The sequence below is a fragment of the Microbacterium sp. zg-YB36 genome (assembly GCF_024623575.2).
GTDB lineage: Bacteria > Actinomycetota > Actinomycetes > Actinomycetales > Microbacteriaceae > Microbacterium.
Window position 1 is genome coordinate 288,485 of the sequence record NZ_JANJFD020000003.1, and the last position, 14,069, is coordinate 302,553.

The 14,069-nt window shown below is 70.9% G+C and carries 13 protein-coding genes; 7 read left to right on the forward strand and 6 right to left on the reverse strand.

Going from position 1 to position 14,069, the window contains the following annotated elements; all coding sequences use genetic code 11:
- Positions 1-12 precede the first annotated feature (12 nt).
- From NQ151_RS10665 to NQ151_RS10685, 5 genes are read left to right on the forward strand one after another with little or no spacing between them, the layout of a single operon-like run.
- Positions 13-747 (forward strand): ABC transporter ATP-binding protein, encoded by a 735-nt coding sequence (locus NQ151_RS10665; protein WP_257507340.1) that lies wholly within the window; start codon positions 13-15, stop codon positions 745-747.
- Positions 744-1,460: an ABC transporter ATP-binding protein gene (locus NQ151_RS10670; RefSeq protein ID WP_257507339.1), complete on the forward strand. Its 717-nt coding sequence runs from the start codon at positions 744-746 to the stop codon at positions 1,458-1,460. The genes NQ151_RS10665 and NQ151_RS10670 overlap by 4 nt, the downstream gene beginning before the upstream one ends.
- Positions 1,460-2,338: a branched-chain amino acid ABC transporter permease gene (locus NQ151_RS10675; RefSeq protein ID WP_257528067.1), complete on the forward strand. Its 879-nt coding sequence runs from the start codon at positions 1,460-1,462 to the stop codon at positions 2,336-2,338. Before NQ151_RS10670 ends, NQ151_RS10675 begins: the two co-directional genes overlap by 1 nt.
- Entirely contained in the window at positions 2,335-3,501 is a 1,167-nt protein-coding gene (locus tag NQ151_RS10680; protein WP_257528068.1) for a branched-chain amino acid ABC transporter permease, read from the forward strand. The genes NQ151_RS10675 and NQ151_RS10680 overlap by 4 nt, the downstream gene beginning before the upstream one ends.
- Before the next feature lie 4 nt (positions 3,502-3,505).
- Entirely contained in the window at positions 3,506-4,810 is a 1,305-nt protein-coding gene (locus tag NQ151_RS10685; protein WP_257528069.1) for an ABC transporter substrate-binding protein, read from the forward strand.
- A gap of 156 nt (positions 4,811-4,966) precedes the next feature.
- Here the strand turns inward: NQ151_RS10685 and NQ151_RS10690 are convergent, their stop codons facing one another.
- The 6 genes from NQ151_RS10690 to NQ151_RS10715 form a co-directional block, all read right to left on the reverse strand.
- Positions 4,967-5,962 carry a hypothetical protein gene (locus NQ151_RS10690; protein WP_257528070.1) on the reverse strand — a complete coding sequence of 332 codons (996 nt, stop codon included), beginning with the start codon at positions 5,960-5,962 and terminating at the stop codon, positions 4,967-4,969.
- 173 nt (positions 5,963-6,135) lie between these two features.
- Positions 6,136-7,740 (reverse strand): AMP-binding protein, encoded by a 1,605-nt coding sequence (locus NQ151_RS10695; protein WP_257528071.1) that lies wholly within the window; start codon positions 7,738-7,740, stop codon positions 6,136-6,138.
- A gap of 112 nt (positions 7,741-7,852) precedes the next feature.
- Positions 7,853-9,079, reverse strand: coding sequence for an acyl-CoA dehydrogenase family protein (locus NQ151_RS10700; RefSeq protein WP_257528072.1), 1,227 nt, complete (start codon positions 9,077-9,079; stop codon positions 7,853-7,855).
- Complete coding sequence (locus NQ151_RS10705; RefSeq protein WP_257528073.1) at positions 9,079-10,113, reverse strand: phosphotransferase family protein; 1,035 nt, start codon at positions 10,111-10,113, stop codon at positions 9,079-9,081. The genes NQ151_RS10700 and NQ151_RS10705 overlap by 1 nt, the downstream gene beginning before the upstream one ends.
- A 175-nt stretch (positions 10,114-10,288) precedes the next feature.
- Entirely contained in the window at positions 10,289-10,702 is a 414-nt protein-coding gene (locus NQ151_RS10710) for an acyl-CoA thioesterase (protein ID WP_257528074.1), read from the reverse strand.
- Between the two features lie 15 nt (positions 10,703-10,717).
- Positions 10,718-11,359, reverse strand: coding sequence for a QsdR family transcriptional regulator (locus NQ151_RS10715; RefSeq protein WP_257507330.1), 642 nt, complete (start codon positions 11,357-11,359; stop codon positions 10,718-10,720).
- A 93-nt stretch (positions 11,360-11,452) separates the two neighbouring features.
- Between NQ151_RS10715 and NQ151_RS10720 the strand changes: the two genes are divergently transcribed.
- Positions 11,453-12,691: an acyl-CoA dehydrogenase family protein gene (locus tag NQ151_RS10720; RefSeq protein WP_257528075.1), complete on the forward strand. Its 1,239-nt coding sequence runs from the start codon at positions 11,453-11,455 to the stop codon at positions 12,689-12,691.
- Positions 12,688-13,902 (forward strand): acetyl-CoA C-acetyltransferase, encoded by a 1,215-nt coding sequence (locus tag NQ151_RS10725; RefSeq protein WP_257528076.1) that lies wholly within the window; start codon positions 12,688-12,690, stop codon positions 13,900-13,902. Before NQ151_RS10720 ends, NQ151_RS10725 begins: the two co-directional genes overlap by 4 nt.
- The last annotated feature ends 167 nt before the right edge of the window (positions 13,903-14,069 follow it).

The window sequence follows — 14,069 nt, forward strand, 5'->3', positions numbered from 1 at the left end:
GAAGAGGTGCCGATGTCTTCCGCTGCTGCCCCCGTTGCCCGGCTCACCGTGGCCGGTCTCACCGTGACCTTCGGTGGCCTCACCGCCCTGCAGGACGTGGCGTTCGACGTGCAGCCGGGGCAGGTCGTGGCCCTCATCGGACCCAACGGCGCGGGTAAGACCACTGTGTTCAACGCGGTGTGCGCCCTGGTGCGCAGCCGCGGCACCATCGTCCTGGACGGTCACCGGATCCCCACCCGCACCTCGGCGCTGACGGGCCTCGGCGTCGCCCGCACGCTGCAGGGGCTCGGCCTGTTCGACAGCGCCACCGTGCGCGAGAACGTGACGGTGCCGCTGACCGGCACGGTGAAGGCGAAGGATGCCGCCGCCCGCGTCGCCGCCGAGCTCGCCGCCCATGACCTGGTCGCCGTCGCCGACCGTCCCGTCGCCGCGCTGCCCTACCCGGTGCGCAAGCGCGTCGCCCTCGCCCGCGCCCTCGTCACCGACCCGCGGCTGCTGCTGCTGGACGAACCGGCCGGCGGGCTCGGTCACGACGACATCGCCGCGCTGGCCGGCACGGTGCGCGCCACCGCCGACGCCGGGTGCGCCGTGCTGCTCGTGGAGCACCACGTTGACTTCGTCATGTCGGTGGCCGACCACATCGTCGTGCTGGACTTCGGCCGCGTGATCGCCCGCGGCACCCCCGACCAGGTGCGCACCGACCCGGCGGTCGAAGAGGCCTACCTCGGAATGCAGGCCACGGCATGAGCGGGGCGCTGTCGTTCCACGACCTCACCGTCGGCTACGGCGGTGAACCCGTGCTGCACGGGGTGACCTTCGCGCTGGAGCCGGGGGAGATCGTCGCGCTCCTCGGCGCCAACGGAGCAGGCAAGACCACACTTCTGCGGGCCCTCGCCGGATTCGTGCGGCCGGTCGGGGGCAGCATCCGGCTCGACGGCGTGGACCTGGGCCACCTCCGCCCCGAGGACCGCGCCCGTCGCGGCATCGCGCAGGTGCCCGAAGGGCGCAGCATCGTGGCCGAGCTCACCGTCGACGAGAACCTGCGCCTGGGCGCCCTGTGGCGCCACCGCGGCCGCGCCCGCGAGACGGCGATCGCCGAGGTGTACGACCTGTTCGAGCCGCTCGCCCGCCGCCGCGGCGCTGACGGGCACCAGCTCTCCGGCGGCGAGCGGCAGATGCTCGCCCTCGGGCGGGCGCTGGTGTCCCGCCCGCAGGTACTCACCCTCGACGAGCCGTCGCTGGGGCTCGCGCCCCTCGTGGTCGCGCAGCTGATGGCGACCCTCCGCGACGCCGCCGCCCGCGACGGCATGACCGTGCTGCTTGCCGAACAGAACATCACCAGCGCCCTGTCGATCGCACACCGCGGTGTGGTGCTGGACCTCGGACATGTCGTGGCGGATGCCGCGGCATCCGCCCTCGCAGACGACACCGCCCTGCGCCACGCCTACCTGGGATTCTGATGGACCGACTCGCCTTCCTCCTCGCCACCGGACTTGCCCGGGGCGCGATCTTCGCCCTGTTCGCCCTGTCGCTCGTCCTGATCTGGCGCGCCGCCCGCATCATCAACTTCGCGCAGGGTGCGATGGCGCTGGTGGCGACCTACCTCGCGTTCGCGGTCACCGGGCTGACCGGCTCGTACGCGGCGGGCCTGGCCGCCGGGATCCTCGGCGGCGCGGCGGTCGGCTTCGTCGTCGAACGCGGCCTCATGCGCCACGCCCCGCACAGTTCGCCGCTGTCGGGCATCATCGTGGCGATCGGGCTGGTGATGGTGTTGCAGTCACTGCTGGGCATCTTCTTCGGTCCGCAATACCGGCCGATGGCCGCGCCGTTCGACGAGACGCCGATCTTCGTCGGCGACGTGCCGCTGCTGTCCCCCTACGACCTGTTCGTGCTGGTCGCGGCGCTGGCCGTCATGGGCGGGTTGGCGCTGCTGTTCACGCGGACGTCCCTGGGGCTGCAACTGCGGGCATCGGCGTTCGCGCCCGAGGTGTCGCGCCTGCTGGGCGTGCGGGTGGACCGCATGGTGACGATCGGCTGGATGCTCTCCGCCGCCGTCGCAGCCCTCGCGGCGATGCTGCTGATCCCCACCGAACTGGGGCTCAACCCCCACTCCACCGACATCCTGTTCGTCTACGCGTTCACCGTCGCCGTCGTCGGCGGGCTCGACTCGCCCGTCGGCGCACTGCTGGGGGGCCTCGTGGTGGGGGTCGTGATGAGCCTCGTCACCGGATACCTGGGTTCGACCGTCGCCCCGATCGGGGTGCTGGTGCTGCTGGTGGCGGTGCTGCTGGTCAAACCCGGCGGCATCTTCTCGATGCGACAGGCGCGCACCGCATGACCGGCCGCCGGGTTCCTCGTCTCCTTCCCGGGCTCACCGGCACGCGTCGCGTGCTGGTGACCGCCGTCGTGCTCACCGTGCTCGCGCTCGGGGGCACCTTCCTGCTTGATCCGTTCCGCAACTTCCAGCTCGCCACGGCCGCCGCGTACCTCTGCGCCGTGGCCGGGCTCACCCTGCTGATCGGGCTGAGCGGGCAGCTCTCCCTCGGGCACGCCGCGCTCATGGCGGCCGGCGGATACGGCTACGCGCTCACCTCGAACGCGTTGACGGATGCCGGCCTCGACGGGCTCCCGCGGTTCCTGGCGTCCCTCGTGGCCGCCGTCGTGATCGCGTGTCTGCTCGGGCTGCTGCTGGGACTTGCCGCCGCCCGGCTGCGCGGCCCGTATCTGGCCGGCCTGACCCTGGCCCTGGTCATCGCGCTCCCCGCGATCACGAGCGTGTGGTCGCCGGTGTTCCGCGGTGACCAGGGACTGCAGACGGCGTTCAACCCGGTGCCGACGGCACTGGAGCGACTGATCGCCGTGGAGCAGTGGCAGGCGTGGGTGGCGATCCTGGTGGCATCCGTCGTCGTCACCGCCCTCACGATCGTGCGCCGCGGCACGCTCGGGCTGCGGATGCGGGCGGTGCGCGACGACGAGACCGCGGCGCGGCTGAACGGCGTGCCCGCCCGCAGCGTCAAGGTGGCCGCGTTCACCGTGAGCGCTGCCGCCGCCGGCGCCGGCGGCGCGGTGCTGTGCTTCATCACCCAGTCGGTGAGCCCGGGCGGATACACGCTGGCCTTCTCGCTGCTGCTGGTGGTGGCCGCAATCGTCGGCGGGCTCGGCAGCATCGGCGGGGCCGTCATCGGCTCGATGGTCATCGTCGTGCTGCCCTGGCTGCTGGGTGCCGGCACCGCGGCACTGGACGTGCCCGCCGAGCTGGAGCAGCGGCTGTCGGGCAACCTCGCCGTGCTGGTGTTCGGCGCACTGCTGATCGCCGTGATGCTGCTGCGCCCCGACGGCCTGGCCGGGCTCGCCGGCGCATGGCGACGGCGGCGAGCGCGGCGGGGCGGCTCGGCACTTCCCCGTGCGGCGACGACTCCGCCCGCTGCCGCTGATTCCCTCGACCCCGCCGGCGTCGCCGACACTTCCGGCCATTCCCGCACCATCCCGATCGAAAGGTGATCCCATGTCCCACCAGAGCCCAGCGCCGCGCTCTGCCGTCCGTCGAGCGGGCGGGCTGATCGCGGCATCCGCCCTCATCGTCGGCCTCGCCGCGTGCAGCACGCCGACGGCCCCGTCCGACGACCCCGCCGCCGAAGGCAACAGCACCGGCGTCACCGACACCACGGTGACCATCGGCACGCACACACCGCTGACCGGACCCGCCGCGGCGGGCTACTCCTCGATCTCGGCGGCGGCGAGCGCCTACTTCGACTACCTGAACGACCAGGGCGGTGTGAACGGGCGCACGATCGAGTTCATCGTCAAGGACGACGGGTACAACCCGGCCAACACGCAGACGGTCGTGCGCGAACTCGTGCAGCAGGACGAGGTGTTCGCGATCCTCAACGGCCTGGGAACCGCCACGCACCAGTCGGTGCTGGAGTTCCTCGACCAGAACTCGGTGCCCGACCTGTTCGTCGCGTCGGGGTCGACGTCGTGGAACCAGCCCGACACGTACCCGAACACATTCGGCTTCAACGCCGACTACGTCGTGGAGGGCGCCGCGCTGGGGCAGTACGCCGCCGACGAGTTCCCCGACAAGGCGGTGTGCGTGCTCGGGCAGGACGACGATTTCGGTGACGAGTTCATCGAAGGCGTCGAGCTGGCCGTCGGGGCGGACGGCATCACCGAGACGCAGCGGTACTCGGTGTCGAACCAGGACGTCACCGCCCAGATCGGCGCGTTGCAGGCCGCGGGCTGCGAGATCGTCGCGCTGGCGACGATCAACGGCTTCACCGCCCTCGCGGTGGGGACGGCCGCCCAGCTGGGCTGGTTCCCGCAGTGGTTCTCCTCGTCGTCGGGCGCCGACTACCCGACGCTGGTCGGCTACCTCGGCGAGGACGTCGCTCCGAAGGTGCTGCAGGGCTTCACCGGCACCAACTACCTGCCGATGGCCGACGACGAGTGGGTCACGCTGTTCCGCGAGATCAACGACGAGTTCAACGACGCCGCTCCCTTCGACGGCAACACGATCTACGGCATGAGCGTGGCGTACCTGTTCGCCGAGGCCCTCGCGGCCGCCGGTGAGGACCCGACGCGCGAGGCCCTGGTCGAGGCGGTCTCCTCCGGTGACCTGGTCGGCAACGGCATCCTGCCGCTCGCGTTCGGCCCGGACAGCCACGCCGCCTACCTCGGGGTCGGGATCACCACGGTCGACCAGGGCGTGCAGGACTACCTCGACGCGACGTACGAAGTGCGCGACGGCGCCGTGTCTGCGGTGGAGCCGTCCCCCGTGCCGCTGTCGAACGCCGCCGTCCCCGGCGAGTGAGTATTCGCGCTGTCGAGTGAGTATTCGCGTGGTCGAGTGAGTATTCGCGGTCGCGAGTGAGTATTGCGGGGAGGTCGTACGCGGCCTCCCCGCAGTGCTGAGTGAGTATCCGCGCTGCCGTGTGAGTATTCGTCGCGTCGAGTGAGTATTCGCGGCTCAGAGCGGCAGGACGTGCGCTCGCGGCAGCGGCACCCCATCCGCCTTGAGCTTCGCAGCGAACGCGGTGAGCGAGTCGAGGTGCTCCCACCCGCAGCGGGTGAACGGCCAGCCCGTCGTGGCCGTGATCCAGTCCTGCCGCCACTGCTGCCGCTTGAGCACCTCAGCCGGAGTCCGCCCACCGGTCATCGCCGGGTCGGTGTACTTCACCAGACCGTCGAACTCCCACCAGTAGGCGACGTCCTCCAGTCCGGCATCCAATCGAAAGCTGCCCCGGCTCGGGCCCGGCACCGACACCTGCAGGCGCGGTTGCGCGAACCCCAGCATGAGCAGATACAGCCGTCCGACCGTTTCGCCGGGACTCTCCGCGCGCCCGTCGGCGAGTTCGAGCACCCATCGCGCCTGACGGATGCCGCGTGCGCCCGGCATCCGGAATACGCGCTGCCACAGCCGAGCGCGGAAGCGCTCCGCGGCATCCTCGTCGTATGTCTGCGTCTCCTCATTCCAGGCCACCCGGCGCAGGCCGGCATCCGCGACGACGAGCGCCGCTTCCAGCCGCAGCGAGCGGATGGCGTCGATGATGGTGCGCTCGAGGGAGGTGACCAGCAGGCCGTCCACGAGCACGATGTCCTCCTCGGCCAGCGAGTCGCGATGGCGGAACACCAACGGATGCGACCGCGTCGCCGCCCCGGCGCGCATCGTGACGTGCACGCGCCGGGGCCGCGTGCGGAACAGCGGGAGGCCGTGGACCACGACGGCGCTGGCATGGGAGAAGACGGCGCCGTCGGTGCGCATCGCACGCGCAGTGGTCGCGACGGCGATGCGGTGCTGCTCCTCGGCGTAGAGGGAGGCGTACTCCTCGGCGGTCAGTTCCCACTCGCCGTGGAGGCGGGCGAGCGTCCCGCGCGCGAGGCGTTGGCGCACCTCGTGCCGCGTCTGCTCGCGCAGGAGAAGTTCGGGCGAAATCGGGCTGGTGGCGATGGTGTCGAGTGTCATGCGCCGATCATGACGGGATGCCGGTCGTCACCGGGCGCGCTCAAGCCCGTTCCGTGGACGGTGGCGCCGGATCGGTTGCTGGGGAGGAATACTCGCTCGGCGGCGCGAATACTTACTCGGCGACGGCGAATACTCACTCGCGGGCGCGAATACTCACTCGCGGGCGCGAATACTCACTCGGCGGCCGCCGCGGGGGCGGGCGTGAACTGGGCGACGAGCTCGCGCTTGAGCACCTTGCCACTCCCGCCGAGCGGGAGCGCGGCGACCACATGCACCACCCGCGGATACTTGTACGCCGCGATCCGGTCGCGCGTGAACGCGATCAGCTCGGCCGCATCGATGCTCTGCCCGTCGTGCGGCACCACCGCCACGTGCACTTCCTGCCCGCGCAACTCGTCGTGCACGCCGAACACGGCGGCGACGGCGACACCCGGATGCCGCGCGATCACCGCCTCGACCTCGGTCGGATACACGTTGTAGCCGCTCCGCACGATCATGTCCTTCTTGCGGTCCACGATCGTGAGCACGCCCTCGGCGTACTTCCCCAGATCGCCCGTGCGGAACCAGCCGTCGACGACGGTCGCCGCCGTGGCATCCGGTCGACCGAGATACCCCTTGAACAGGTTGTGCCCGCGCACGACGACCTCCCCGAGCGTGTCGGGATCGTCGAGCAGCAGCACCGCTTCTTCGTGTTCCGGATCGGCGATGGCGATGTCGACCCCCCACAGTGCGCGCCCCACAGTGCCAGGACGGATCGGCTCGGCGAGCGTGTTCGACGACACGATCGGCGCGGTCTCGGTCAGCCCGTACCCCTCGTGCACATCCGCGCCGAACGCGTCGCGGAACGCCTCCAGCACCGCGACCGGCAGGGCCGCACCCCCCGAGACGGCGTAGCGCAGCGGCGGTCTGGCATCCACTCGCCTGGCCGCCTCGAGCATGCCGACATACATCGTCGGCACGGCGGTGAACACCGTCGCCCCGTGCGCCATCATCAGCTGCAGCGCGTCGTCGGCGTCGAACCGCGGCAGCAGGATGATCGATGCCCCGGCGCGGAACGCCACGTTCATCACGGCCGTCTGCCCGAAGGTATGAAATAGCGGTAGCCCGCCGAACACGACGTCCGCGGCGCGCACATCGAAGGAGTCGATGAGGGTGCAGTGCACCTGTTCGACGAGGGCGAGATGCGAGCCGACGGCCCCCTTCGGGGTGCCGGTGGTGCCGCTGGTGTACAGGATCGTCGCCGGGTCGGTCGGACGCGTCGGGGTCAGCCGGGCGATCGGCTCGGCGACGGCCGCCTCGGCCTCCAGGCGCGGCAGATCACCGGCCGGCGGCGGAGTGTCCGGCGGCAGCAGTACCGTCACGACGGGGATGCCGGCGGCCATCGCGGCGGGGAGCGCCTCGCCGAGCAGCGGTGCGGCGACGACGAACAGGTCGGCTTCGGCATCCCGCAGCACGTATGCGATCTCTTGCGCCTTGAACAGCAGATGCACCGGCACGACGACCGCGCCCAGCGCGAGCGCGGCGTAATACACGCGGGCGAAGTCGGGCACGTTCGGCACGATCATCGCGACACGGCTCCCGGGGCGGATGCCGCGATCGCGCAGGGCACCGGCATAGGCACGGGCCTGGTCCCAGAGGTCGGCGTACGTCGTGGTCGTCCCGGCGAAATGCAGGGCGGGGCGGTCGGCGTGGCGCCAAGCGGACTCGGCGAGGATGCTGGCGACCGAGAGGGTCGCAAAGCCGGGATCGTCGATCGCGGGGTCGGGTCGGTGAGTCACGGTGGTCCTTTCATCGTTGAACGGAACAGCTGTACGGAACAGGCTCGAGTACTCACTCGCGACCGCGAATACTCACTCGGCGGTGCGAATACTCACTCGAGAGCGCGAATACTCACTCGCGGGCAGGAATACTCACTCGGGAGCGGAGCTGGGCGCGGCCCAGGCTATTGAGGTGTACTTCGTCGGGGCCGTCGGCGATCCGAAGGGTCCGGATGCCGGCGAACAGTTCGGCCAGCGGGGTGTCCTGGGACACGCCCGCGCCGCCGAACACCTGGATCGCCCGGTCGAGAATCCGCTGCACCGCGCGCGGCACCGCGATCTTGATCGCCTGGATCTCGGTCATCGCGTTGCGGTTGCCGACGGTGTCCATGAGCCACGCGGTCTTCAGCACCAGCAGCCGCAGCGCCTCCAGTTCGATGCGCGCCTCGGCGATCCACTCGCGGATCACCCCCTGCTCCCCCAGGGTGCGCCCGAACGCGACCCGCTCGTTCGCGCGTGCGGTCATCAGCGCCAGGGCCCGCTCGCCGGTGCCCAGTGCCCGCATGCAGTGGTGGATGCGCCCCGGCCCCAGCCGCGCCTGCGCGATCGCGAAACCGTCCCCTTCCCCGGCAAGCAGATTCGACGCCGGCACGCGCACATCGTCGAACACCACCTCGGCGTGCCCGCCGTGGTCGCGATCCTCGTAGCCGAACACCGTAAGCGCTCGCACGACCTGCGCGCCCACCGCGTCCCGCGGAACCAGGATCATCGACTGCTGCCGGTGCCGCTCGGCATCCGGATCGGTCTTGCCTATGACGATGAAGATCGCCGCATCCGGATTCATCGCCCCCGTCGACCACCACTTGCGCCCCGTCACGACGTACTCGTCACCGTCCCGCCGGATGCGCGTTTCGATGTTGGTGGCGTCGCTGGAGGCCACATCAGGCTCCGTCATGCAGAACGCCGAGCGAATGCGCGCGTCCAGCAGCGGCTGCAGCCACCGCTCGTGCTGCGCGGGCGTGCCGAAATCGTGCAGCACCTCCATGTTGCCGGTGTCGGGAGCTGCGCAGTTGAACGCCACCGGTGCCAGCCGCGGGCTCCACCCGGTGATCTCGGCGAGCGGGGCGTACTGCAGGTTCGTCAGCCCCGCCCCGTGCTCTCCCGGCAGGAACAGGTTCCACAGCCCCGCCTCCCGGGCACGCGCCTGCAGCTCCGCCACAATCGGGCGGAACCCCCACTGGTCGGGCGTGGCAGCCAGCTGCGCCTGCAGCACCGCCTCCGCCGGCAGCACGTGTTCATCGACGAACGCGCGCGCCCGTGCAGCGAGGTCGCGAGTGGTCTCATCGAGCGCGAAATCCATCAGAGTGCCTCCAGTCCTTGCCGGGCGAGTGGTTCCACCAGCGCGCCCATGGCGTCGAAGCCGTCACCGACGGTGTCGCCGGAGCGGAACCGGTAGTGGATGCCTTCGAGGATCACCGCGAGCTTGTACGCCGCGAACGCGCGATACCAGCCGAGGGCGGGCAGGTCCACGCCGGCCCGGCGGGCGTACTCCTCGGCGAGCTCGTCGAATCCCGGGTAGCCCGCCGCCGGGTCGACGGCGCTGGGGATCGCGCCGCCGAACGCGTCCGGGAACGTCGCGATGTCCCAGTACAGCGCGAAGATCCCAAGGTCCACGAGCGGATCCCCGAGCGTGGCCATCTCCCAGTCCAGGATCGCTGACAGCCGCGGTGCTGGCCCGTCGACGAGGGCGTTGTCGAGTCGGTAATCGCCGTGCACGATCCCGGAGCGGCGAGTCTGCGGCATCCCCTCCCCCAGTCGTTCCTGCAATTCGTCGAGCGCGGGCGTCGGGCGCGACCGGGACGCGTCCAGCTGCCGTCGCCACGTGGCCAGCTGCCGGCTCAGGTAGCCGTCTGCCCGGCCGAAGTCGGCCAGACCCACGGATGCCGCATCCACGGCGTGCAGATCGGCGAGCGTCCGCACGAGGTCGACGCTCAGCTCCCGCAGTCCCGCCGGCGAATACGGCGCGTTGTGCGCGGGAGTCGACAGCACCCGCCCGGGGGCGCGCTCCATCAGGAAGAAGGCGGTGCCGGTGATGTCCCCGCCGGTGTCGTCGACGATGTCGATGGCGACCGGGACGGGCACGGGCGTGTCGGCGAGCGCCGAGATCACGCGGTGCTCGCGGCGCATGTCGTGCGCGCTGGCCAGCACGTGCCCGAGCGGCGGGCGGCGCAGCACCAGGGGGCGTCGGGCGCCCTCGATCGCGTAGGTGAGGTTGCTGCGGCCGCCCGCGATCACGGTTGCGATGAGGTCGCTGTCGGGGTCCGCGAGATCCGGGTGCGCGGCAGCGAGCCACGCCGTCAAGGCCTGCGCGTCGAGCCCCGGCACGTCGGTCATCGTCGACCCCTTCCCCGCGCCGCACCGCGACGCCCCCCGAGCATACCGCCTGGTCGGTTTGCGTCCAACCCTCGGCGGTTTGGGGCGCGTATCCGGCACCGAACCCCCGAATCCCCCGGTTCGGGGCGCGTATCCGGCACCGAACCCCACGGAACCGACCCGACCCCCGCAGGGCTCAGCCGAGCAGGTGCGCCTGTACCGCGTCGCGCACGTCGGTCGGAACGGGTACGGGCCGGCGAGTCGCGGCATCCACGAACACGTGCACAAACCGGCCGACCGCGATGGGCTCGTCCTCGCCGGCGCGGAGGATCCCCAGCGCCCACGTGATGCTGGTGGTGCCGAGCCGCTCCACCGCGATGCCGACTTCCAGAGGCTCGGGGAACGATGCCGGCGCGCGGTAGTCGCACGACGAGGCGACCACGAGCGCGATGGCGGGCGACGACGCCGGGTCGAGGCCACCCTCGGCGATCATCCAGGCGTTGACCGCGGTGTCCATCGCCTCGTAGTAGACGACGTTGTTGAGGTGCCCGTACTGGTCGTTGTCGCGCCAGCGGGTGGCGAACGGGCGGCGCACGCCGTAGTGCGTCATGGGTCCTCCTGGGTGTCAGTCCGCGCGCAGCAACAAGCGGAACGCCGCACGCGCGCGGTCGGCGCTGGGCCGGTCGCCGGCGATGAGGTCGGCGTACGTGAACGACTCCGACACTCGCACGAGCAGATAGGCAAGGCTGTGCACGTCGATCGCGCCGCCCAGCGGCTGGTCGCCGAGCTCGGCACGCACGAGCCACTCCGCCGTCGCGACGTAGCGCCGCTGGATCTCGCTCTCCGTGGTGGTGAGCAGCCGCAGCGCACGAGCGGGCTCGCGGCGCAGGAACTCCCGGAAGTACGGCGCCTGGTTCAGATCGGCGACGAAGTGGGTGAGCAGTTCCGCCAGCCGGTCAGCACCGGTGCGCCCGAGTGTGGCCCGGTCGGCCTGCACGAGCGTCGGCATCGCGAGGGACCACAGCACCTCGCTCAGCAGCGCGTCGCGGTTGCCGACCCAGCGGAACAGCGACGTGCGGTCCACGCCGAGCGCGGCGGCCAGACCACCCATGTCGATGCGGTTCCCGGCGATGAACTGCTGCCGCGCGAGGTAGAACGCGCGGCGAGAGTCGGCGTGGGATGCCATCCGCTCCGAGAGCCAGGAGGGGGCGGCATCCACCCCCACCGTCGCGATGGTGACGACGGCCTCGGGCGCGGGCAGGGACATGCCGGAACTCTATCGTCGGCGGCGATGGATGCAACATTCACAGAAATGTTGCATGATGGGCGGCACACCGGATCACCGACGATCGGAGACGCGATGGCGCTCACCCTGTCAGGCCCCACCGAGCGCGCCGATGCGCCGCCCGCGACGCGCCTCGACGCCGACTTCTACGACCTGCAGTCCGCGCTGACGGATGCCGAGCGGGCGCAGCTGGGCCGCATCCGTGCCTTTCTCGAGAACGAGGTGGCCCCACGCGCCGATGAGTTCTGGGAACGCGCGGAGAGCCCGCGGCATCTGTTCCCGCGGTTCGCCGAGCTGGGCATGCTCGGTGCCGGCATCCCCGAGGTCGCGCAGTACGACAACAGTGCGCTGTATCGCGGCTGGGTCGCGCTGGAGATCTCGCGCGTGGATGCCTCGACGGCGACGTTCATGGGAGTGCACAGCGGCCTGGCGATGAACGCGATCTGGGTCGGCGGCTCCGACGAACAGCGGGCACAGTGGCTGCCGCCGATGGCGCGCGGCGAGCTGGTCGGCGCGTTCGCGCTGACCGAGCCGCTGTCCGGGTCGGACACCGCGCGGGGACTGCAGACCACTGCGACCCGCCGGGTCGGCACGGACGGCACCGACGAGTGGGTGATCGACGGCGCGAAGCGCTGGATCGGCAGCGCTGGGTTCTCCGACATCACCGTGGTGTGGGCGCGCGACACCGCCGACGATGAGATGAAGGGATTCATCGTCCCGACCTCCACGCCGGGCTACTCGGCGATCAAGATCGAGCGCAAGCAGTCGCTGCGGGCGGTCGAGAACGCCGACATCACGCTGTCGGGGGTGGTGGTGCCGGAATCGCTGCGGCTGCAGCGGATCGCATCGTTCACCGAAGTTGCCATCGTGCTGCGACTCACCCGCGCCGAGGTGGCCTGGCAGGCGCTGGGTAACGGCATCGGCGCGTATGAGGCGGCGGTGCGGTACGCCGGCTCCCGGGAGCAGTTCGGCAAGCCGATCGCGTCGTTCCAGCTCGTGCAGCACAAGCTCGCCACCGCGCTGTCGAATATCACCGCGTGTCTGGCGCTGTGCACGCGGGTGTCGCAGCTGCAGGACGAGGGCGCACAGACCGACGCACAGTCGGCGATGGCGAAGGCGTTCGTCTCGGCGCGGATGCGGGAGAGCGTCGCGCTGTGCCGCGAGGTGATGGGCGGCAACGGCATCACGCTGGACTACGGCGCGGCGCGGGCGTTCTGCGATGCAGAGGCGATCTACACGTTCGAGGGGACCCACGACATGAACACCCTGATCGTGGGGCGCGAGATCACCGGCATCCAGGCGTTCACCTCATGAGCGAGGCATACATCGTCGCCACGGCCCGCTCGCCCATCGGTCGCGCGCGCAAGGGGTCGCTCGCGGACGTGCGCCCCGACGATCTCGCGGCGCAGATGGTGCAGGCCGCGCTCGCGCAGGTGCCTTCGCTGGATCCCGCACGCATCGACGACCTGATGCTGGGGACCGGGCAGCCCGCCGGGCGGCAGGGCATGAACCTGGCGCGAATCGTCGCCGTGCTGCTGGGGTGGGATGCCGTGCCGGGCACGACCGTGAACCGGTACTGCTCGTCGTCGCTGCAAACGACACGGATGGCGTTCCATGCGATCAAGGCGGGCGAGGGTGACGTGTTCGTATCGGCCGGGGTGGAGTCGGTGTCGCAGTACGCGTACGGGTTCGCCGACCTGCCGGATGCGGTGAATCCGGTGTTCGCGGATGCCGCGGCGCGGACGGCCGCGCGTAGTGGGGCGGGGGCGCCGGTGTGGGTCGACCCGCGCGTGTTGGGGGCGTCGCCGGACCCGTACATCGCGATGGGGCAGACCGCCGAGAACGTGGCCCAGGTGCACGGGGTGACGCGCGAGGAGCAGGATGCCTTCGCGGCGCGGTCGCAGCAGCGGGCCGAGGCGGGGATCGCGTCCGGGTTCTGGGCGCGCGACATCACGCCCGTGACGCTCGCCGACGGGCGGGTCGTCGCCGCGGATGACGGCCCGCGGGCGGGCGTGACGGTCGAGGCGCTTGCGGGGCTCGACCCGGTGTTCCGCCCCGACGGCACGGTGACGGCGGGCAACTGCTGTCCGCTCAACGACGGGGCCGCGGCGGTGGTGATCGTCTCGGAGCGGGTGGTGAACGAGCTCGGGCTGCAGACGCTGGCGCGGATCGTGTCGACGGGAGTGAGCGGACTGTCGCCGGAGATCATGGGGCTCGGGCCGGTGGAGGCGTCGCGGCAGGCGCTGGCGCGGGCTGGACTCGGAATCGACGACATGGATCTGGTCGAGATCAACGAGGCGTTCGCGGCGCAGGTGATCCCGTCGGCGCGGGAGCTCGGCGTCGACGATTCGCGGATGAACGTGCACGGCGGCGCGATCGCGGTGGGGCATCCGTTCGGGATGACCGGGGCACGGATCACGTCGACGCTGATCAACGGGCTCGCCGCGACGGGGGGTCGCTACGGCCTCGAGACGATGTGCGTCGGCGGGGGCCAGGGCATGTCGCTGATCCTCGCCCGCGAGTGAGCTGCCGAGTGAGTATTGCTGCTGCCGAGTGAGTACTCGTCGCGTCGAGTGAGTATTGCTGCTGCCGATTGAGTACTCGTCGGCACCCGCTCTGAGGGCGCACGAATACTCACTCGGCAGTACGAATACTCACTCGGCAGTACGAATACTCACTCGAGGGCGCGAAT